Consider the following 21,912-nt stretch of genomic DNA (forward strand, 5'->3'; position numbering starts at 1 on the left):
TCATGTTAAAAGTCTTATTACTCTTCTTATTGTTGATCGCAGGGATCGTCCTCGGGCCGCTGATTGCTGGCCATCAGGGCTATGTCCTGATCCAGACCGATAACTACAACATTGAAACCAGCGTGACGGGTCTGGTGATCATCGCGATCCTCACCATGGTGGTGTTGTTTGCGATCGAATGGATCCTGCGCCGCATCTTCCGTACCGGTGCGCACACCCGTGGCTGGTTCGTTGGCCGCAAACGCCGCCGCGCGCGCAAACAGACTGAACAGGCTTTGCTTAAACTGGCCGAAGGCGATTATCAGCAGGTTGAAAAGCTGATGTCGAAAAATGCCGACCATGCCGAGCAGCCGGTGGTGAACTATCTGTTAGCCGCCGAAGCGGCCCAGCAGCGTGGGGATGAAGCGCGTGCGAATCAGCATCTGGAGCGCGCATCTGAGCTGGCATCGAATGATCAGATCCCAGTAGAAATTACCCGCGTGCGCATCCAGCTGGCACGCAATGAGAATCACGCCGCGCGTCATGGCGTTGACCGTCTGCTGGAGATCACCCCGCGCCATCCGGAAGTGTTGCGTCTTGCCGAGCAGGCTTATATCAGCACTGGCGCCTGGGGTTCACTGCTGGATATCATCCCGTCGATGGCGAAAGCCAACGTGGGCGATGATGAGCATCGTGATGAGCTGCAGCGCCAGGCGTGGATTGGTCTGATGGATCAGGCGCGAGCCGATCTGGGCAGCGATGGCCTGAAAACCTGGTGGAAAAATCAGAGCCGCAAAACGCGCCAGCAGGTTCCACTGCAGGTGGCGATGGCCGAACATCTCATCGAATGTGACGATCATGACACAGCGCAGGAGATCATCCTTGATGGCCTGAAACGCCAGTATGATGACCGTCTGGTGATGGTGATCCCACGCCTTAAAACCAACAATCCTGAGCAGATGGAAAAGATGCTGCGCCAGCAGATCAAAACCGTGGGGGACCGCCCGCTGCTGTGGAGTACGCTGGGCCAGTCGCTGATGAAACACGGCGAATGGCAGGAGGCAAGTCTCGCTTTCCGCGCAGCGCTGAAACAGCGCCCGGATGCGTTTGACTACGCCTGGCTGGCCGATACGCTGGACAAACAGCACAAGCCGGAAGAAGCCGCTGCCATGCGTCGCGATGGCCTGCTGTTAACGTTGCAGAACAACGGTCAGTAAGCTTAAGCAGTGCGAATCAGGAGGCCCATGGGCCTCCTTTTTTATTGCCGCAATCCTGAGGATCGCCCATAAAAAAACGCCTGCTATAAAAGCAGGCGTTAAACAGGTCTGTTTGACAACATATTTGGTGCTTCACTCAACGTTGTGTCCATGGTGTTTGATGAGGCCGAAGCGACATCTGTCTGTGGACGATAAGCACCTTAAATGGCTCTGCGTCATTCCTGAGTTTATGAGGCACTAAGGCGAACATAAGAGATGGAATGAGCATCTACGCGTATATTATTGCACGTTACGTGCCAGGGTTACAAAAAGAAGTTTTACATTTCGCAACATGATAAGAAGAAAGGAATTTTTATTTTGATGGGGTATTCAGAACAGCTGAAAAGGACCTAAATTTGGCGCAAGTGTCTCCTGAGAACGACACAATTATCGCTAAAGAATAATAGTCATACAAAACAGTGAATTAGCTGTCTCTGAATCGCGACAAACTGAATTAACGTTGTCGGGAAATGACAACAGAGGAATAAACGACAGAAAACAAAAAACCCCGCCGAAGCGGGGTTCAAAATTGGTCGGCGAGAGAGGATTCGAACCTCCGACCCACTGGTCCCAAACCAGTTGCGCTACCAAGCTGCGCTACTCGCCGATGTACTGCTTTTTTGAATTTTTAGTTCAATTCGTTAAGTCGTGGTGCGAGGGGGGGGACTTGAACCCCCACGTCCGTTAAGACACTAACACCTGAAGCTAGCGCGTCTACCAATTCCGCCACCGTCGCAATGTCACAACTTATCAAATAATGGGGTGGCTAATGGGATTCGAACCCACGACAACTGGAATCACAATCCAGGGCTCTACCAACTGAGCTATAGCCACCACTACTTATTCTTTCACGCGGTATGTACTACTACCACCGCAGCTCGAACGCCACACTACTTTATTGGCGCGCCCGACAGGATTCGAACCTGAGACCTCTGCCTCCGGAGGGCAGCGCTCTATCCAGCTGAGCTACGGGCGCTTAGCGCCGTTGCGGGGCTGGATATTACGGAGGTCTCGGTCTGCTGTCTAGTGCTTTTTTGAAAATAATGCGCGTTTGGTTACGCTTTGTGCATTTTGTCGCTTATTACTCCACTTTCTGGATTTCAGCGTGGCGGCTGAGACCAAAAAGCTTATAGCCAATCGACACGGCGGCCATAAAGATAATCCCGACAAACAGCGACATGCGGGTATCTTCATTAAAGTACATGCCGATTAAGACGCAAATCAGGAACGCCATCGTTAAATAGTTCGCCCACGGGAACATAATGGAGCGGAACGGGTGACTGGCGATCGCCTGCTTGTGCGCCTGACGGAAACGCAGCTGACTAATCAGAATCACAAACCACGGCACCATGCCCGGCAGCACGCTGGCACTGTAGACATAGACGAACACGCGCTGCGGATTGGGGATGATGTAGTTCAGGCACGAGCCGATCAGCAGAATGGCAATGGAGACCGTTACGCCCGCTACAGGCACGCCAGCGCGGGAGACTTTACCCATCGCCGCCGGAAGCTGACGGTTTTTCGCCAGTGCATAGAGCATACGTCCACAGCTGTACATACCGCTGTTACAGCCTGAGAGCGCTGCCGTCAGCACCACGAAGTTGATAATCCCTGCCGCCGCCGTGATACCAATTTTCGCGAAGGTCAGCACGAAGGGGCTACCGGTGGTGCCAATCTGGTTCCAGGGGAAGATGGTGACGATAACGAAAATCGCGCCCACGTAGAAAATCAGGATACGCCACAGCACTTTGCCGACCGCGCTACGCAGCGTGACCTGCGGGTTTTTCGCTTCCCCGGCGGTGATACCGATAAGCTCCACCCCCTGATAGGACGCAACCACAATACAGAGCGCCGTCAGGAAGCCCTTCCAGCCGCCCGCAAAGAAGCCGCCATGCTCGGTCAGATTGCCAAAGCCAATCGCCTGCCCGCCGTTGCCGAAGCCAAAGAAGATCACGCCCAGCCCCACCACAATCATCACGATAATGGTGGTGACTTTAATCATCGCAAACCAGAATTCGATTTCGCCGTACAGACGCACAGCCGCAAGGTTCGCAAGCGCTACCAGCCCTACGGCGATTAGCGCGGGTATCCACTGTGCCATTTCCGGGAACCAGAACTGGACGTAGACACCTATCGCTGTGATCTCCGATATCCCCACCGCCATCCACATAAACCAGTAAGACCAGGCCGTGAGATAGCCGAAGAAGGGGCTCATGTACTTGTGCGCATAAACGGCGAATGAACCGGCAACCGGCTCAAGGAACAGCATTTCGCCCATCGAGCGCATGATGAAGAAGACGAACAATCCCGCGACGATGTACGCCAGTAAGACCGACGGGCCTGCCCATTTAAGCGTGCTTGCGGAGCCCATAAACAGGCCGACGCCGATAGTGCCGCCTAGCGCTATCAATTCAATGTGACGAGCTTCCAGCCCACGCTGAAGCTCAGGTTTTTTCTCTGCCATAAATCCTCGGTTGTGTTTGCTGTTGCCCGACTTTTGCCGGTTATTATTTTTGGGTACTGAAATACGGGGAGGAATGGTTTCTTAAATCCTGCTAAATGGCAAACGATGCATTAAAAAAATGAACGTATTGCACAGAAACGCAGCAGTTTTGCAGGCGGGTTGCAGCGCGAATAGCACATCGCGCTACATTTTGATTACATTTTGCCGGTGTAATGCCAGGCCAGATAGCGCAGGAGTTTAATCTGTCGTTTGATGCGGCTCGGCTGGGACAAGAGGCGATATAACCACTCCAGCCCTAAGTTTTGCCACACTTTTGGCGCACGCTTCACATGGCCGGTGAAGACGTCGTAGGTGCCGCCAACGCCCATATACAGGGCATTCGGGTAAACCAGACGGCAGTCGCGCATCAGGATTTCCTGGCGCGGGGAGCCCATCGCCACGGTCACGATTTTCGCGCCGCTGTCGCGAATGCGTTCAAACAGCGCCTGACGATCCTCGGGTTTGAAGTAGCCATCCTGGCTACCCACGATATTAACATTCCACTGCGCACGGAGTTTCTGCTCCGTCTGCGCCAGCACATCGGGTTTACCGCCAATCAGGAATACTGGCGTTCCGTCCTGCCCTGCCCGCGCCATCAGCGCTTCCCAGAGATCGGCGCCGGCAACGCGAGAGACCTGCGCCTGCGGAAACTTTTTGCGAATTGAACGGACCACGCTGATGCCGTCGGCATATTTAAACTCGGCGGCTTCAATCAGGCTTTTCACTTCCGCGTTATCTTCAATCGCCAGCATTTTCTCGGCATTGATGGCCACCAGGGTGCCAGATTTGATCTGCCCATCAGCGCAGAGATAATCCAGCGCATGCTGCATATCACGCCAGCCGATGAGCTGCAGGCCGCGCAGCGCATAGACCGGCGCAGAGGTATTGTCAGTCATTATTATCCTTACTCAGACTTGGGAAAGCGTGCTGGTTGCCCGCGTCAGTCGTCGGTGAATCAGGCCCGCGCTATCAAACAGCCAGTACAACAGTTTCGCCAGCAGCAGACAGAGACCAAAGACCACCATGAAAAACACCACGCGTGACACAAACGAATCCAGCCCTTCACGCGCCAGCACGATCATATTGAAAATGGCACCAAAACAGAAACTGTGCAAAATTGCCGCTTTATATCGGTTGGTCTCTTCGTTCCCGCGCACATAAAGCCAGTCGAACCATTTGATGATAAGCCCAACAGCCACGGCGCCCGGCAGGATAAACCACACGCCGCCCATCACCACCAGCGAGCCAATCAGCGTCGGGGAGATCGCCAGACCAGAGTGGTTGTTGAGCACTTCCCAGGTAAAGTAGTTCGCCGTATTCAGCACCACGCCAGGCCGGTCGGGCCACAGCCAGGTCGGGATAAAGACGTAGAAATCACGCGCGATGGGGGCCAGCCCCTGGAAGTCGATTTTGTCGTAGTTTTGCAGCAGTAGCGCCAGGTTTTCCCACGGCGAGAAGGTGTCTCGGGTAAGGTACAGGAAGGTGTAAAACGCCTCGTCACCACTCACGTCCATGCCGTAACGCTTGAGCGCCAGCCAGAACATGCCGACAATCCCAAACACCCCTGCCGCAACCAGCATCCAGAGCGAGATCCAGCCGCGAATGATGCCGATAAACAGGAAGATCGCGAAGGCAATGATGATATTCGCGCGCGTCCCGCCGACGATCATATAGGTCAGCAGACCGAAGGCCACCGTGCTCACCAGGAAAAACAGCCAGGCTTTGCTGTCCTGACGCATGAAGTAGATCACCAGCATCGCGGGGATGAAGAAATAGAAGAAACGCTTAAGTGCCACGCCGGACACTTCGGCGGAAAAAATCTGGCTGTAAGAGTGCAGTTTGAACAGCAAAAAGCCGTTATGCATGAAGAAAATACCGACACTTACCAGCGCGATAATCATCAGCATCACCCAGGTCAGGTGCGTTTCCACCCGATTCATGGTGAACAGTGGACGGCGCGGCGCGTGGTTCACCGGACGTAAACGGGTCTTATAGGTGACGTAGTACACCGCGTAGAAACAGGTAGCAGACAACAGGGCCTGCATCAGAATTTCTGGCGGGGCGACGGCCACGTCAAAGCGGAAGACCAGAATACTGGTCAACGGGAAGCCGAAGAAGAAGGTCAGCAGAAACAGCAGCGAGAAAAAGACGTTGAAGTTAAAGCGCACGCGGCGGAACTCAAACCAGGTGAGCGTGCCGATAAACAGCGAGGCCAGAAGCCAAATCACCAGTAAGCCGCTAAATTCCAACTGGCTCATGCTTTGTCTCCTGCAGCTATCCGCAGCGCCTGATGCCAGGGCGTGAGAAAATTCGGGCTGAAAAAGTCGATGGCATTTTTATCCACCAACGCCAGCTGACGCTGTGCTTCGCGCACCACGTCCTCATTGAGATCGTCCGTGGTAAACAGCACCGGAATGTGCTGCTCCGCCATATCCTGCCAGAAGGGATTTTCACGGTTAAGCACGCACGGAACGCCGGCCTGAATCAGGAGGCACAGCGTGCCAATCCCCTGCTGGCGCGCAAAGATGAAGTAGCCGAGATCGCATTTTCTGAGCAGGGCCAGGTAGTCGTCAAACTCGAGCTTTTCGCTAAGGATCTGCAGATTATCCGGGCTGAACAGCGCCAACCCGCTCTGACGGACTTCCGCAATATACGCGTCGTTATGTGCAGGATAGCCCATCGGCACAATCACGTTCACCGTGTCGCCAAACTGCTTATGCACGGCTTTCAGCGCTGCGATGTGTTCGTTACTGCGATCGCCGGAGTTGCCCACCAGTATGGTCAGCTTGCCTTCGCGCTGCGTATCGTTCGCCATCGTGTTCAGCGCAGGGTCCATACGCGTGGGGAAATAGAGCAGTTCGCCGCGCACGTTTGGGTGTTGTTGCGCGAAAAAGTTCAGGTCGCCGCGCGTCGCAAACACGCAGCCAACGCGCCCCTGAGCCATACGGCGCAGGGGATAGAACAGGCGGAATTTCCAGCCACGCGACACTTCATACAGATCCGCGCCCCAGATATGCCAGTTAAACTGCGCAGGCCTGATGCCGCCGCTCAGCAACGCCAGCCACAGGCCGGTATTAAACTGGCCGTGAAAGAAGAAACGCTGCTCGCGGTTGGCTTTGGCTTTAGCGATCACCGCGTTTGCCAGCGCGGATTTATCCGGCCAGAAGCTTAACGACAGCGCAGGAAAGGCGGCGCTTAGCCCCTTATCCTGGCCCGCGACCATAAACTCGCGCGCGTCGGCGCTGCCGGCCGCCAGCGAGTCATTAAAAAACTGTAATACTGTGCGGTTGTGATGCGGGATATCCGAACCCAACACGTGAATCAGTGCAGTCATGCGCGTCTACGCCAAAGTAAAAATACGCCGCAACAGGCAGCAAAATAGACAATGTAAGTGGCCATATAGGCCTGAGCCGCCCCCAGCGCGCCATGCGTTGGGATCAGCCAGTGCGAGAAACCGGTCAGCAGCGTGAACTGGCTAATCTCTGCCAGGATATACAGCCGCAGAGAGGCTTTGGCAATCACCAGATAGCCGAAGACGTAAGCACCCACTTTCAGGACATCGCCCACCAGCTGCCAGGCGAACAGGTCGCGCATCGCGGTAAATTTCGCAGAGAACAGCAGCCAGATGGCGACGTCGCGCAGCAGCCAGACGGTTAAACTCGCGGCAGCCACCGCAGGAAGCACAAAACGCAGTGAGCGGCCAATTTCGCGGGTGATGTCTTGTCGGGAGGTCAACCGCGACAGAGTCGGCAGCAAATAGACACTGAACGAGGCGGTAATAAACTGGAGATAGGCGTCAGAAATACTGCTGACACCCTGCCAAATCCCGACCTCATCCCAGCTGTAGTGCGCTGCCAGCAGGTTTCGCATCATCACATACGCCACGGGGAGCGTGACGGAAGTGATGAGCGCCATCAGGGTAAATTTCCCTAACTGCCCCGCCAGAATTTTGTCCCACTGCGGCTTGAGATAGCTCAGGGGAATAGTGCGCCTGCGCATCAGCATAAACGCGGCGGGAATGACCACCAGTGCCGGAACCAGCGCCAGACCAAGCAGCGCGCCTTCATAGCCGCCAAGACGATAGCAGACATAATAGGCGATCACGCCGATAAGGCTGCCCAGAATCAGCGCCAGCGCATTTCCGGCGGCGTCACGGAAACCTTTCATTAAGGCTAACAGCAGGTTAGCCCAGGCGATCCCCATCTGCACCAGCGCCACCAGACGTACCAGCCCCTGGTAATGGGTATTGCCGAAGAGTGCCTGACTGACAGGCGCGGCCGCCAGTAAAAAGCCGATGGCCAGCAGCGTGGAGAACCCGAGCACCATCGCCGAGGACGTGCCGACCACCCGACGCAGCGCGGCCTCATCGTCGTGATGCTGCGCTACGTATTTGGTGACACCGTTGAAAATACCGGCCCCGGCAAGCACGCCGAGTACGGTGACGAGCTGACGGAAGTTACCGGCCTGCCCGACACCAGAAGGGCCAAATGACACCGCCAGCATTTTTACAACCAGCAGCCCTGCGCCAATCTTGACGAGTGTGGACGCGGCGGTCCACACCGATGCTTTCGCCAGTGACATATCAGCGGAAGTAGCTCAGAAGGGTATTAATCACCGTGCGCTGATTCACCGGCGCGAGGTTGTAGAACAGTGGCAGACGAAGCAAACGCTCACTTTCTTTCGTGGTGTAGCGATCGTCACCGACAAACTGGCCGAACGCTTCGCCCGCCGGGCTGGAGTGCAGCGGAATGTAATGGAACACCGCCATAATCTCAGCTTCTTTCAGGTAAGCGATCAGACTGCTGCGATCGTCGTTGTCGCGCAGTTTGATGTAAAACATATGTGCGTTGTGAACGCAGTCTGCCGGAATCGTCGGCAGCTCAATACGCCCTTTTTGCGCCAGCGGCGTCAGGGCATCGTAATAGGTCTGCCACAGGGTCAAACGCTGCTGGTTGATGCGCTCAGCCGCTTCGAGCTGCGCCCAGAGATAGGCGGCCTGCAGATCGGCCATCAGATAGCTGGAACCGATATCGCGCCAGGTGTATTTGTCGACCTGACCACGGAAGAACTGGCTGCGGTTGGTCCCTTTTTCGCGGATCACTTCTGCCCGCTCCACCAGCGCGCGGTCGTTAATCAGCGTTGCGCCACCTTCACCGCCCGCCGTGTAGTTTTTGGTTTCATGGAAGCTAAAGCAACCAATATGACCAATAGTACCCAGCGCACGGCCCTTGTAGGTGGACATCACGCCTTGCGCGGCGTCTTCCACCACGAACAGGTTGTGCTTTTTGGCGATGGCCATGATGGTGTCCATCTCACAGGCCACACCCGCATAGTGTACCGGCACAATCGCCCGCGTTTTATCGGTGATCGCCGCTTCAATCAGGGTTTCATCGATGTTCATCGTGTCCGGACGGACATCCACAAAGATAATTTTGGCACCACGCAGGACAAACGCATTCGCCGTCGAGACGAAGGTGTAGCTCGGCATGATGACTTCGTCGCCCGGCTTGATGTCCAGCAGCAGAGCAGCCATCTCCAGCGACGCCGTACAGGATGGCGTCAGCAGCACTTTCGCACTGTGAAAACGCTGCTCCATCCACTGCTGGCAGCGACGGGTGAAACCACCGTCTCCGCAAAGTTTGCCGCTGCCCATGGCAGACTGCATGTAATCGAGTTCGGTGCCCACAACGGGAGGCGCGTTAAATGGAATCATCTTGTCACCTGTATAACCAGTAAGCGGTCGCATCAATGTTGCCACCGCTGGCAATGTAACGTTTAAGCGCGGCGGTGTTGCCCAGTTGGGTCGCCACCCGCAAAGTTGATAACTGACGCTGCGCGGCCCAACTCAGGGCGGCCTGCATAAGTTTGTCGCCCATTCCGCGACCAGCGAGCAGGCCAATACGCGCTTCGCTATCGCTCAATTGGCGCAGCGAGACAAACGCCTGGATATCACCGCTGTTTGCGCGGAAAACCAGACATTCATGGTCAAACGTGCCTTTAACGGCGTTTTCAATCCACTGGGCGTAAAAACGACCGCTGGCGTCGGGCGCATACCACGGCGCGCGAAAACGGCTTTGCGCAAAAGCCTGCGCGGCCATCTGACGCAGCGCGGGGATGTCCTGTTCGGTCGCCACTTCTGCGACAGCCAGGCTGTGCTGCGTGACGGCAAGACTCAGATCGACTTCGCCTTCCACTAGCTGAAAACCCAGCGTTTGCAGGGCATCCAGCCAGTCGGCGCGCCCCGCCGGAATTTTTGCCTGTACCCTTTCCCACGGCGAAAAATCCGCCGCCGTTAGTACCGGAGCATCGTCGCGAAAGCGCACTACCGCAGAGGTGAGACCAAAAAATTGGCTCTCCCAGGTTAGCGGTTCAAGTACGCCGGGCAACTCACTCAACGCCACACCCCTTTCGTATCAACAATATACTTCTGCTGCACCGCATCGCTGCTGATGGCTTTGAACTGGCTATGGTCCACCAGCAGAACCAGCACGTCTGCAGTGTTCAGTGCGTTTTCCAGCGTCGCGAGCTGGCAGTGCCCGGTCAGTTTCTTCGGTAGGGTATGAATATTTGGCTCCACAACCAGCGTTTCACCGGTGTGCCAGCTTGCAATCATCTCGGCGATGCCCATCGCCGGGCTTTCGCGCAGGTCGTCGATGTTTGGCTTAAACGCCAGGCCAAAGCAGGCGATTTTTATCTCGCTGGCGCGCTTGCCGCTTTCGGCCAGGCAATCCGCTACCGTGGCTTTCACCTGGTTCATTACCCAGTGCGGTTTACCGTCGTTCACTTCGCGGGCCGTGCGGATCAGGCGAGCCTGCTCCGGGTTTTGTGCCACGATAAACCACGGGTCCACGGCGATACAGTGACCGCCCACGCCAGGGCCTGGCTGGAGAATATTGACGCGCGGATGGCGGTTCGCCAGGCGAATCAGTTCCCAGACGTTAATTCCCTGGTCGGCACAAATGAGCGACAGTTCGTTAGCAAAGGCGATGTTGACGTCGCGGAAGCTGTTTTCGGTGAGCTTGCACATTTCTGCCGTGCGGGAGTTAGTGACCACGCACTCCCCTTCGAGGAAGATGTTGTAGAGTTCGCTGGCACGCGCAGAGCAGACGGGCGTCATCCCGCCAATTACGCGGTCATTTTTGATCAGCTCAACCATTACCTGACCGGGCAGAACGCGCTCCGGGCAGTAGGCGATATTGATATCCGCCTGTTCGCCTGCCTGCTGCGGGAAGGTCAAATCAGGGCGGGCTTCGGCCAGCCATTGGGCCATTTGTTCCGTCGCGCCGACGGGAGAAGTGGACTCCAGAATCACCAGCGCGCCTTTCTTCAGCACTGGAGCAAGGGATTTTGCTGCCGCTTCGACATACACCATATCCGGCTCATGCTCGCCTTTAAACGGCGTCGGCACCGCAATCAGATACGCATCGGCTTCCACCGGCGTTGTGCTGGCTTTGAGAAAACCGCCTTCAACTGCGGTTTTGACCACTTTGTCGAGATCCGGCTCCACGATATGAATTTCACCACGGTTAATGGTATCCACCGCATGCTGGTTGATATCCACCCCGATAACCTGTTTTTGACGCGATGCAAAAGCGGCCGCAGTCGGCAGTCCAATGTAACCAAGACCAATGACAGAGATGGTAGAAAAACTCATAGCGTTACCCGATTATGTTTAAGTGCATGCAAAATACGACTGCAGGCCTGCCCGTCACCATAAGGATTATGGGCGTGGCTCATCGCCTGGTACTCTTTTTCATCGTGCAGGAGGCGTGTCACCTCTGCCACGAGATGTTTAGTGTCGGTCCCAACCAGGCGTACCGTTCCGGCTTTGATAGCCTCCGGTCGCTCGGTCGTTTCACGCATCACCAGCACCGGTTTACCCAGCGACGGTGCCTCTTCCTGAATGCCGCCGGAGTCGGTCAAAATCAGCCACGCGTGGTTCATCAGCCAGACGAACGGCAGATAATCCTGCGGCTCAATGAGGATCACGTTTTCGATATGGCCGAGGATGCGGTTAACCGGCTCGCTGACGTTCGGGTTGAGGTGGACCGGGTAGACGATCTGGACGTCAGGGTTTTGCGCGGCGATCTCCGCCAGCGCATGGCAGATTTGCTCGAACCCACGGCCAAAGCTCTCACGGCGATGACCCGTCACCAGGATCATCTTTTTGCCAGCGGTGAGGAACGGATAGCGCACCGCCAGCTCTTCGCGCAGAGCGTCGCTGGCCATCACGCGATCGCGAACCCAAATCAGGGCGTCAATCACCGTATTGCCGGTCACGAAAATTTTGTCATCACGGATGTTTTCGCGCAGCAGGTTCTGCCGGGAATTTTCAGTTGGCGCAAAGTGATACATTGCGAGATGACCGGTAAGCGTACGGTTGGCCTCTTCAGGCCACGGAGAATAAAGGTCGCCGGTGCGCAAACCGGCTTCAACGTGCCCGACCGGGATGCGTTGATAGAATGCCGCCAGGCTGGTTGCAATGGTGGTAGTGGTATCGCCGTGCACCAGAACCACGTCTGGTTTAAACGATTCCAGAATAGGTTTTAGCCCTTCCAGAATGCGGCAGGTAATTTCGGTCAATCCCTGCCCCGGTTTCATAATATTGAGATCGTAATCCGGGACAATAGAAAAGAGATTTAAAACCTGATCAAGCATCTCCCGATGCTGCGCGGTAACGCAAACTTTCGCCTCAAACCAGGGATCATTTGCCAGCGCATGGACCAGCGGCGCCATCTTGATGGCTTCCGGCCTTGTGCCAAATACGGTAAGTACTTTCACATCGATTCTCTTCGATTAGGTGATGAAGGCCGAAGCCTTCATCGTAGACGGCGTTCTTAATTTGTGCGACGACGTGTTAACGCCACGCCTGCGCCCGTCAATGCGCCCACAATCCCCCACATGATCATCAGGAATGCGCGACGCGGACTATCGCGTTTTACAGGTTCTTCAGGCGTTCGCAAATAACGATAGGTCTGAAAACGCGGGTCCAGTGTAGGACCGACATTCAGGGTATTGAGCATCGCGCGGTTCTGGTCGTAGTCGAGATCAAAATCTGGCCCAACGGCCTGCAGATTTTCCAGGCGTGCCTGCAGCATCGGGCGGCCCAGCAGGAACATTTCTGAATCCGGCAGTTCATCAGCCGGAACATCCGTTTCACTGCGGGAGATATTGCGCTGCTCGGCAATTTTCAGTGCCTGTTCAATGTTATGGACGCGGCGGGAGAAAATGGCTTTGGCCACCTCTTCCTGGCGTTTGACCTGCGCCTTCATTTGGATAGTACGCGCGGCCCAGGCCCCTTTCAGCTCATCATTCAGATGGCTCGCGGCGCGCTGGCTGGCAAATGCTACGTACTGGCGCAGCAGGTTGTTGGCGTCCGGCGCGGTTTCGGCAATCAGCTTAACGTTATCGTTAATATTGCGCAGGATGTCGCCAGGCGTGAACTGGATGTTGTTGATCAGATCGTCGAGCAGTGCGGCGTCGGCTTTACTGTTGCCGACCATACGCTGCTTGTAATAATCGGTCTGGGACCAGAAATCACGGCGCGTATCCCAGGAAGCCAGCTGCATGATGAACTCTTTGTAAGATTCATCCATCACGGAGGGCTGATCCGAAGAGGCCAGATTGGCTTTGATGTCGAGATTACGCAGGAACTGCTGCTGCGAATAGAATCCGCCCAGCATATTCACCGTTGGTCGATCGGTAATCGCTGTCGCGCTCCACTCTTGTTTCGCAAAAAAGGTATACGCCAGCGCTAACAGCGCGAACCCCAGCGCGATCCCAGCAATCCACAGTTTGCCCGCCCATAAAACACGAAACAAACCACGAACATCCAGCTCATTCTCAGTTACCACTGATTTCGCTCCCGCCAACGGTTGAGTCATCACAATCCCGTTTTTACTTAGTTAATGTTGGATTTTTACCACTGTTTCTACGCATCCGGCGTTTTACACGTTTAATGAAGCGCGCGACTTTCCATGCGCGTTTAATGCAATAGCCGTACATGAAGAATGCTAGCAAGAATAATACCAACATTACCCATTCAGGAATAAAGTGCGCATATTCTGCTGCCACACCGATACCTGCCAACAGCGCGGCGGCAAGGGTAATCAGCACAAATGCCTGACGTGAAGTAAAACCTGCACGCATGATCAGATGATGAATATGCTGGCGGTCCGGCGAGAAAGGACTCATACCTTTACGCAGACGACGGTACATGATTGCCACCATGTCCATCAGCGGAATAGCAATAATCCACAGCGCCGTTACCGGGCTAATCGGGTGGGTTTTACCCTGAGTGGTTTCCAGCAAAATCCAGATAACGGTGAAACCAATCAGCGTACTGCCCGCATCACCCATGAAGACTTTATAGCGACGGCCCAGCACACCGAGGTTAAGCAGGATATAAGGCAGGATGGCCGCAATCATGGCGAAACACCACATTGACAGGCTGTACTGACCATCAAACCATAGAATGATGCCGATAGCGGCAAAGGATACGGACGAGAGACCGCCCAACAGGCCATCAATCCCATCCACCATGTTAAAGGCGTTGATAGCAGCCCACACGGCGAAGAGCGTCAGGAAGAAGCCGAAGGGACCGAGCACCATCTCCCAGGTACCGAAGATGTAGCCGAGACTGCTCAGATAGAGCTTACCGACCACCATCATAATGATGCCGATTGCAGCCTGCACCGAAGCGCGGAATTTTACGCTGATATCGAAACGATCATCGAGCGCGCCCACCAGCACCAGAACCCCTGCACAGGCCAGATAGAGTGCCGCGTGGGGGATATAATAATCTGCGATTCCAAAGGTGAAGCAAATACCCGCGTAAACGGAGATCCCCCCGACCAATGGGATCAAGCCCTGATGGCGTTTACGATAATTGGGTTTATCCACTAACCCGATTCTTTTTGCCACCTTGCGCGCAATGAACAAAAAACAGGTTGTGAATAAAAATATACTGATTAGCTCAGTAACCGCAGTGAGTAGATTCACAATGCATGCTCTCAACAAAAGTTAGTCCTGGAAGTATAACTACGAAGCCATAGCTCCCGAAGGATTAAAGCCAGCCTCTTACAACTCCCTTTGTATGTTTTTCAATCAATTACTTTTTGACGCAACAAACATTCTAATTGTCGCACTGGTTAGTCAAAAATGGGAGTCTGCGGTTATAGCGTATAGTCCAAAAAAAGAAAACGCCACGTAAAAACGTGGCGTTGGCTGGGTTTATTTGTATTACGAGCGTTTCATCATGTCGAAGAATTCGTCGTTTGTCTTAGTCATTGCCAGCTTATTGATGAGGAATTCCATTGCATCGATTTCGCCCATTGGGTGAATGATCTTACGCAGAATCCACATTTTCTGCAGCTCTTCCTGGGTGGTGAGCAGCTCTTCTTTACGGGTACCGGAACGGTTGTAGTCGATTGCCGGGAAGACGCGCTTCTCTGCAATTTTACGAGAGAGGTGCAGTTCCATGTTACCTGTACCTTTAAATTCTTCGTAAATAACTTCATCCATTTTGGAGCCGGTATCAATCAGCGCGGTCGCGATGATGGTCAGGCTTCCGCCCTCTTCCACGTTACGCGCAGCACCGAAGAAGCGTTTTGGACGGTGCAGGGCGTTCGCATCCACACCACCGGTCAATACTTTGCCGGAAGCAGGAACCACGGTGTTGTACGCGCGCGCCAGACGAGTGATGGAGTCGAGCAGAATGATAACGTCTTTTTTATGTTCAACCAGACGCTTCGCTTTCTCGATAACCATTTCAGCAACCTGAACGTGGCGAGACGCTGGTTCATCAAAGGTAGAAGCAACCACTTCACCTTTAACCAGACGCTGCATCTCGGTCACCTCTTCTGGACGCTCATCGATCAGCAGAACCATCAGCACGCAATCAGGGTGGTTGTAAGCAATGCTCTGTGCGATGTTCTGCAGCAGCATTGTTTTACCCGCTTTCGGCGGTGCCACAATCAGACCACGCTGACCACGACCAATCGGAGAAGCCAGATCCAGAACGCGAGCCGTCAGGTCTTCGGTAGAACCGTTACCACGCTCCATGCGCAGACGCGAGTTAGCGTGCAGCGGCGTTAAGTTTTCGAACAGGATCTTGTTGCGCGAGTTTTCAGGTTTATCGTAGTTAACTTCGTTAACTTTCAACAGCGCAAAGTAGCGTTCACCCTCTTTTGGAGGACGAATCTTACCTGAAATGGTGTCACCTGTGCGGAGGTTGAAACGGCGGATTTGGCTAGGGGATACGTAGATGTCATCAGGACCGGCGAGGTAGGAGCTGTCTGCAGAACGGAGGAAACCAAATCCGTCTTGCAATATCTCCAGGACACCGTCGCCAAAGATATCTTCGCCACTCTTTGCGTGCTGCTTCAGGATGGCAAAAATAATGTCCTGCTTGCGCATACGAGCCTGGTTTTCCAGCCCCATATTTTCGCCGAGAGTGATCAGCTCAGAAACCGGCGTATTCTTTAATTCGGTAAGATTCATAATGGTGTGGGTTCTTAAACTCGGGGTGAAACTCGAACTTAATGTTGTGAATGGTATGGCAGGGTCATCCATGCCTGTTAGCGGCCATCAACTCATGTCTGTTCGCTGTCTGGTCAAAGGGGAAGCACAGAACTGAAACGACAAGACGGATTGAGTGACAAGCCCGGAATCTATCTGCCTCTCGCATCGTTCATTTAACAATGGGAAGCATCGGGTAAAACCAGAACGACAAGGTATGTTTAAATCGAAGTCATAGGTAACTTAGCACGACTAAAGCCGGGCGTCCAGAGATCCACAGAATTTCGGAATCCAGACCCCGGCCGAGAAACCTTACGCCAGATTAGCGTCCAGGAACTCTTTCAGCTGACCTTTGGACAGTGCGCCCACTTTGGTTGCAGCCACTTCGCCGTTTTTGAACAGCAGCAGGGTTGGGATACCACGGATGCCGTACTTCGGCGCGGTGCCCGGGTTCTGGTCGATGTTCAGCTTGGCAATCGTCAGTTTGCCCTGATATTCGTCAGCGATTTCATCCAGAATCGGAGCGATCATTTTGCAAGGACCACACCATTCAGCCCAGAAATCGACGAGGATCAGCCCGTCAGCTTTAAGTACGTCCGTGTCAAAACTGTCGTCAGTCAGGTGAATAATTTTATCGCTCATATATAACTCCACAGGAATAAGCCTGGCGTGTTGGTGTAGGATTAATCAACGACGTGTTGATGTAGCATTAACCAACTAAAGGTTGACTTTATTTCACCGGATACGCTTTCGTAAAGCAATAGTAAGCTGATATTCTACCACACTATGAGCAAAACACATTTAACAGAACAGAAGTTTTCCGACTTCGCCCTGCACGCAAAAGTTATCGAAGCCCTTGAAAATAAAGGCTTTCATAACTGCACGCCCATTCAAGCCCTCGCTCTGCCGCTCACGCTGGCAGGTCGCGATGTTGCAGGGCAGGCGCAAACCGGTACTGGCAAAACGATGGCGTTTTTGACGTCAACGTTTCATTATTTACTTTCTCATCCAGCAATTGCTGACCGAAAAGTTAACCAACCGCGTGCGCTGATCATGGCTCCAACGCGAGAACTTGCGGTGCAGATCCATGCCGACGCTGAACCTCTGGCACAGACCACTGGCCTGAAATTAGGGCTGGCTTATGGCGGCGACGGCTACGATAAACAGCTCAAAGTGCTGGAAAGCGGCGTTGATATTCTGATCGGTACCACCGGTCGTCTGATCGACTACGCGAAGCAAAATCACATCAACCTCGGTGCCATCCAGGTTGTGGTCCTCGATGAAGCCGATCGCATGTACGATTTGGGCTTTATTAAAGACATCCGCTGGCTGTTCCGTCGTATGCCACCTACCACGCAGCGTCTGAACATGCTGTTCTCTGCGACTCTCTCTTACCGCGTCCGTGAACTGGCGTTCGAACAGATGAACAACGCCGAATACGTGGAAGTCGAGCCAGAACAGAAAACGGGTCACCGTATTAAAGAAGAGCTCTTCTATCCATCTAACGAAGAGAAGATGCGTCTGCTGCAAACGCTGATCGAAGAAGAGTGGCCAGATCGCGCCATTATCTTTGCCAACACTAAGCATCGCTGCGAAGACATCTGGGGCCACCTTGCCGCAGACGGACATCGCGTTGGCCTGCTGACGGGTGACGTTGCACAGAAAAAACGTCTGCGCATCCTTGAAGAATTTACCCGTGGCGACCTGGATATTCTGGTAGCAACCGACGTTGCTGCACGTGGCCTGCACATCCCTGCTGTCACACACGTCTTTAACTACGATCTCCCTGACGATTGCGAAGACTACGTTCACCGCATTGGCCGTACCGGTCGTGCTGGCGCAAGCGGCCACTCCATCAGCCTCGCCTGTGAAGAGTACGCCCTGAACCTTCCTGCCATCGAGACGTACATCGGCCACTCCATTCCGCAGAGCAAATACAATCCGGAAGCCCTGTTGAGTGAACTGCCTCCGGCGAAGCGCCTCACGCGCGCCCGCTCCGGCAATGGCCCACGCCGCACCGGCGGAGCACCACGTAACCGTCGTCGTTCAGGTTAAATATTATGCTCAGTTCCACCTCGCTCTATGCAGCTATTGATTTAGGTTCAAATAGTTTTCATATGCTGGTTGTACGCGAGGTGGCGGGGAGCATACAGACCCTGACGCGCATTAAGCGCAAGGTCCGCCTCGCGGCGGGCCTGAGCAGCGATAATTACCTCTCCCGTGAAGCGATGGAACGCGGCTGGCAATGCCTGCGTCTCTTCGCTGAACGTCTGCAAGATATTCCGCACAATCAAATTCGCGTTGTGGCGACCGCCACGCTGCGATTGGCTGTGAACTCCGTCGATTTTATTGCGAAAGCGCAGGAAATTCTCGGCTGTCCGGTACAGGTCATCAGCGGTGAAGAAGAAGCGCGCCTGATTTATCAGGGTGTCGCCCACACTACCGGGGGTGACGATCGCCGTCTGGTAGTGGATATCGGCGGTGCCAGTACGGAACTGGTCACAGGCACCGGATCGCAGGCGACGTCGTTGTTCAGCCTGTCAATGGGCTGCGTCACCTGGCTGGAGCGCTATTTTACCGATCGTAATCTCGCACAAGAGAACTTCGACGAGGCCGAAAAAGCCGCGCGCGAAGTGCTGCATCCGGTGATGGATGAGCTGCGATATCACGGTTGGAAAGTGTGTGTCGGCGCGTCGGGCACCGTTCAGGCTCTGCAAGAGATCATGATGGCGCAGGGCATGGACGAGCGGATTACGCTGGCCAAACTTCAACAGCTTAAACAGCGCGCTATTCAGTGCGGCCGTCTGGAAGAGCTGGAAATTGAAGGGCTGACGCTTGAGCGCGCGCTGGTGTTCCCGAGCGGCCTGGCGATCCTGATCGCCATTTTCACCGAATTAGAAATCCACTGCATGACGCTGGCTGGCGGCGCGCTGCGCGAAGGGCTGGTCTACGGCATGCTTCATCTGGCTGTGGAACAAGACATTCGCAGCCGGACGCTGCGTAACGTTCAGCGTCGTTTTATCGTTGATACGGAACAGGCACAGCGCGTGGCCCAACTGGCCTCAAGCTTTGCCGATCAGGTGGCAACCACCTGGGCGCTCGAACCCTTGAGCCGCGATTTACTCCTGAGCGCCTGTGCGCTGCATGAGATTGGCCTGAGTATCGATTTCAAACAGGCGCCGGTTCATGCCGCGTACCTGGTGCGTCATCTGGATCTGCCTGGTTTTACTCCGGCACAGAAAAAGCTGCTGGCGACATTGCTGCTTAACCAGACCAACACGGTCGATCTCTCTTCTTTGCATCAGCAAAATGCCGTTCCGCCGCGCGTGGCCGAGCATCTCTGTCGACTGCTGCGCCTGGCGATTTTGTTTGCCAACCGTCGTCGCGCGGATCTGCTGCCCGCCATTACTCTTTCTGCAGAAGGCGAAAACCTGACGCTAACGCTGCCGGATAACTGGCTGGATACTCATCCGCTTGGCGCGGAGATGATCGAACAGGAATGCCAGTGGCAGAGTTACGTCCACTGGGCTCTGGAAATTAAATAGCGCCGCTATTTTTCTTTGGCTTTCGCCAGCATGGCGCGAATGTTCGCGACGTTCGCCTGGCCCTTGTGCATCCTCTCTTCCGCCGTAATCACTTTTCGTTCCTGTTCCCAGATCAGATCGTCCTGCGGCAGTTCCAGCAGGAAGCGGCTCGGCTCCGGGCGCACCAGTTCACCATACTGACGCCGCTCTTTGCACAGGGTAAAAATCAGCTCTTTTTGCGCACGCGTGATACCCACGTAGGCCAGACGTCGCTCTTCATCGACGTTGTCCTCATCAATGCTGCTCTGATGCGGCAGTAACCCTTCTTCCATTCCCACCAGATAGACATACGGGAACTCCAGGCCTTTGGACGCGTGCAGCGTCATCAGCTGAACCTGATCCGCCTCTTCTTCGCTCTCGCCGCGCTCCATCATATCGCGCAGGGTAAACCGCGTGACCACCTGCGTCAGCGTCATCGGCTCGTCGATATCAGAACCTTCCAGCATCTCGGTCATCCAGGTGAAAAGCTGGTTGACGTTTTTCATCCGCATTTCTGCCGCTTTCGGGCTGGCGGAGGTTTCATACAGCCAGGACTCATAATCCACGCCGTGGATCAGATCGCGCACGGCGGCGATCGGCTCGCGCTCGGCAAGACGCTGGATTTCCGCCAGCCACTGGGTGAAGCGCGTGAGCGACTCGTAGCCGCGCCCGGTCAGCGTCAGGCTCAGGCCCATGTCGAAGCTGGCGGTGAACATACTTTTGTTGCGGGTCATCGCCCATTCGCCCAGCTTTTGCAGCGTCGCCGGTCCGATTTCACGCTTCGGTGTATTCACGATGCGTAAAAATGCGCTGTCATCGTCCGGGTTAGTCAGCACGCGCAAATAGGCAAGCAAGTCTTTGATTTCAGGACGAGAGAAGAACGAGGTCCCGCCGGAAATTTTGTACGGAATGCGGTTTTGCATCAGCATTTTTTCAAAGACGCGCGACTGATGGTTCCCGCGATACAGGATGGCGTAGTCTTTGTACGCCGTTTTGTTGACGAAGTGATGGGCGATTAGCTCGCCGGCCACGCGCTCGGCCTCGTGCTCTTCATTGTTGGCACTTAAGACTTTCAGTTCGGTGCCGTATCCCAGCTCAGAGAAGAGGCGCTTTTCGAACACGTGCGGGTTATTGGCGATGAGGATGTTAGCCGCTTTCAGGATGCGTCCTGACGAACGGTAGTTCTGCTCCAGCTTAATCACCTGCAACGCCGGAAAATCTTTGCTCAGCAACACGAGGTTTTGTGGCCGTGCCCCACGCCAGGAGTAAATCGACTGGTCATCGTCGCCCACTACCGTAAAGCGCGCGCGCTGCCCCACCAGCAGTTTTACCAGCTCATACTGGCTGGTATTGGTATCCTGGTATTCATCCACCAGCAGATAGCGGATTTTGTTTTGCCAGCGCTCGCGCACCTCTTCATTACGCTGAAGCAGCAGCGTTGGCAGAAGGATTAGATCGTCAAAATCGAGAACATTACAGGCCTTGAGATGGTCATCATACAGGCTGTAACAATGTGCAAAGATCCGATCCCGCTCGCCTTTTGCGCTCGCCGCCGCTTGCGCGGGGGTCATCAGATCGTTTTTCCAGTTTGAGATCGTGGAGATCAACTGCTGGAGAATCGTCTTGTCCTCTTCGAGCCGCCCTTCGGTCAACTCTTTTAGCAGCGCCATCTGATCCGTATCGTCGAACAGGGAGAAATTCGATTTCATTCCCAGCGCGGCGTATTCGCGTTTAATGATATCCAGGCCCAGCGTGTGGAAAGTGGAGATCATCAGACCGCGCGCCTCTTTGCGCCCCAGCGTCTGACCGACACGCTCCTTCATCTCACGCGCCGCTTTATTGGTGAAGGTGACCGCCGCAATATGACGCGCCTGATAGCCGCAGCCGCGAATCAGATGGGCAATTTTATTGGTGATTACGCGCGTCTTTCCGGAACCCGCACCCGCCAGCACCAGGCAAGGTCCGGTGACGAATTCGACGGCTTGTTGTTGTCCGGGGTTTAAACGCATAAGAAGTTCACTCAATGAAGGTCGGGAGGAGAAGAAAAAGGAAAATCGCGTGTGGTAGTATAGCGAGCCTAATCCATACCACT

Annotated in this window: 17 protein-coding genes and 4 tRNA genes; 3 read left to right on the forward strand and 18 right to left on the reverse strand. The window is 54.6% G+C overall.

What is annotated here, in order from left to right; translation table 11 throughout:
• Positions 1–2: 2 nt before the first annotated feature.
• A complete protein-coding gene (gene hemY / locus C0560_RS20230; protein WP_248859318.1) occupies positions 3–1,196 on the forward strand; it encodes a protoheme IX biogenesis protein HemY in 1,194 nt (397 codons plus the stop codon).
• Positions 1,197–1,765: 569 nt separating this feature from the next.
• On the opposite strand, the gene C0560_RS20235 is transcribed toward hemY, so the two are convergent.
• The 17 genes from C0560_RS20235 to trxA form a co-directional block, all read right to left on the reverse strand.
• A tRNA-Pro gene (locus C0560_RS20235) sits at positions 1,766–1,842 on the reverse strand.
• Positions 1,843–1,884: 42 nt separating this feature from the next.
• Positions 1,885–1,971, reverse strand: a tRNA-Leu gene (locus C0560_RS20240).
• Positions 1,972–1,993: 22 nt separating this feature from the next.
• Positions 1,994–2,069, reverse strand: a tRNA-His gene (locus C0560_RS20245).
• A gap of 65 nt (positions 2,070–2,134) precedes the next feature.
• Positions 2,135–2,211: transfer RNA gene (locus C0560_RS20250), tRNA-Arg, on the reverse strand.
• A gap of 105 nt (positions 2,212–2,316) precedes the next feature.
• Positions 2,317–3,699: an amino acid permease gene (locus tag C0560_RS20255; protein WP_100778430.1), complete on the reverse strand. Its 1,383-nt coding sequence runs from the start codon at positions 3,697–3,699 to the stop codon at positions 2,317–2,319.
• A 194-nt stretch (positions 3,700–3,893) separates the two neighbouring features.
• The gene (wecG, locus tag C0560_RS20260; RefSeq protein ID WP_100778429.1) at positions 3,894–4,634 is read right to left on the reverse strand and encodes a lipopolysaccharide N-acetylmannosaminouronosyltransferase; all 741 of its coding nucleotides are present in this window, start codon (positions 4,632–4,634) and stop codon (positions 3,894–3,896) included.
• A 12-nt stretch (positions 4,635–4,646) separates the two neighbouring features.
• On the reverse strand, positions 4,647–5,996 hold the full coding sequence (gene wzyE / locus C0560_RS20265) for an ECA oligosaccharide polymerase (RefSeq protein ID WP_248859319.1): 1,350 nt from the start codon (positions 5,994–5,996) through the stop codon (positions 4,647–4,649).
• Positions 5,993–7,072, reverse strand: coding sequence for a TDP-N-acetylfucosamine:lipid II N-acetylfucosaminyltransferase (locus C0560_RS20270; protein WP_248859321.1), 1,080 nt, complete (start codon positions 7,070–7,072; stop codon positions 5,993–5,995). Before C0560_RS20270 ends, wzyE begins: the two co-directional genes overlap by 4 nt.
• Positions 7,069–8,319, reverse strand: coding sequence for a lipid III flippase WzxE (gene wzxE, locus C0560_RS20275; RefSeq protein ID WP_181827013.1), 1,251 nt, complete (start codon positions 8,317–8,319; stop codon positions 7,069–7,071). The genes C0560_RS20270 and wzxE overlap by 4 nt, the downstream gene beginning before the upstream one ends.
• A gap of 1 nt (position 8,320) precedes the next feature.
• Positions 8,321–9,451 carry a dTDP-4-amino-4,6-dideoxygalactose transaminase gene (rffA, locus tag C0560_RS20280; RefSeq protein WP_107702634.1) on the reverse strand — a complete coding sequence of 377 codons (1,131 nt, stop codon included), beginning with the start codon at positions 9,449–9,451 and terminating at the stop codon, positions 8,321–8,323.
• 4 nt (positions 9,452–9,455) lie between these two features.
• The gene (gene rffC / locus C0560_RS20285) at positions 9,456–10,133 is read right to left on the reverse strand and encodes a dTDP-4-amino-4,6-dideoxy-D-galactose acyltransferase (protein ID WP_248859322.1); all 678 of its coding nucleotides are present in this window, start codon (positions 10,131–10,133) and stop codon (positions 9,456–9,458) included.
• A complete protein-coding gene (gene wecC, locus C0560_RS20290) occupies positions 10,130–11,392 on the reverse strand; it encodes a UDP-N-acetyl-D-mannosamine dehydrogenase (RefSeq protein WP_248859324.1) in 1,263 nt (420 codons plus the stop codon). Before wecC ends, rffC begins: the two co-directional genes overlap by 4 nt.
• Complete coding sequence (wecB, locus tag C0560_RS20295) at positions 11,389–12,519, reverse strand: non-hydrolyzing UDP-N-acetylglucosamine 2-epimerase (protein WP_102105666.1); 1,131 nt, start codon at positions 12,517–12,519, stop codon at positions 11,389–11,391. The genes wecC and wecB overlap by 4 nt, the downstream gene beginning before the upstream one ends.
• A 56-nt stretch (positions 12,520–12,575) precedes the next feature.
• Positions 12,576–13,622 (reverse strand): ECA polysaccharide chain length modulation protein, encoded by a 1,047-nt coding sequence (gene wzzE / locus C0560_RS20300; RefSeq protein ID WP_100778419.1) that lies wholly within the window; start codon positions 13,620–13,622, stop codon positions 12,576–12,578.
• A 13-nt stretch (positions 13,623–13,635) separates the two neighbouring features.
• Entirely contained in the window at positions 13,636–14,739 is a 1,104-nt protein-coding gene (wecA, locus tag C0560_RS20305) for a UDP-N-acetylglucosamine--undecaprenyl-phosphate N-acetylglucosaminephosphotransferase (RefSeq protein WP_100778418.1), read from the reverse strand.
• 240 nt (positions 14,740–14,979) lie between these two features.
• A complete protein-coding gene (gene rho / locus C0560_RS20310; protein ID WP_061706582.1) occupies positions 14,980–16,239 on the reverse strand; it encodes a transcription termination factor Rho in 1,260 nt (419 codons plus the stop codon).
• A 330-nt stretch (positions 16,240–16,569) separates the two neighbouring features.
• On the reverse strand, positions 16,570–16,899 hold the full coding sequence (gene trxA, locus C0560_RS20315) for a thioredoxin TrxA (RefSeq protein WP_002437994.1): 330 nt from the start codon (positions 16,897–16,899) through the stop codon (positions 16,570–16,572).
• A 144-nt stretch (positions 16,900–17,043) separates the two neighbouring features.
• Between trxA and rhlB the strand changes: the two genes are divergently transcribed.
• On the forward strand, positions 17,044–18,312 hold the full coding sequence (gene rhlB, locus C0560_RS20320; protein ID WP_100778417.1) for an ATP-dependent RNA helicase RhlB: 1,269 nt from the start codon (positions 17,044–17,046) through the stop codon (positions 18,310–18,312).
• Positions 18,313–18,317: 5 nt separating this feature from the next.
• On the forward strand, positions 18,318–19,802 hold the full coding sequence (gppA, locus tag C0560_RS20325) for a guanosine-5'-triphosphate,3'-diphosphate diphosphatase (RefSeq protein ID WP_248859325.1): 1,485 nt from the start codon (positions 18,318–18,320) through the stop codon (positions 19,800–19,802).
• A 5-nt stretch (positions 19,803–19,807) separates the two neighbouring features.
• On the opposite strand, the gene rep is transcribed toward gppA, so the two are convergent.
• Positions 19,808–21,829, reverse strand: a complete 2,022-nt coding sequence (gene rep / locus C0560_RS20330) for a DNA helicase Rep (RefSeq protein WP_248859326.1) — start codon at positions 21,827–21,829, stop codon at positions 19,808–19,810.
• Positions 21,830–21,912: the final 83 nt, after the last annotated feature.

It is taken from the genome of Lelliottia sp. AC1, from assembly GCF_023278595.1.
Classification (GTDB): Bacteria; Pseudomonadota; Gammaproteobacteria; order Enterobacterales; family Enterobacteriaceae; genus Enterobacter; species Enterobacter nimipressuralis.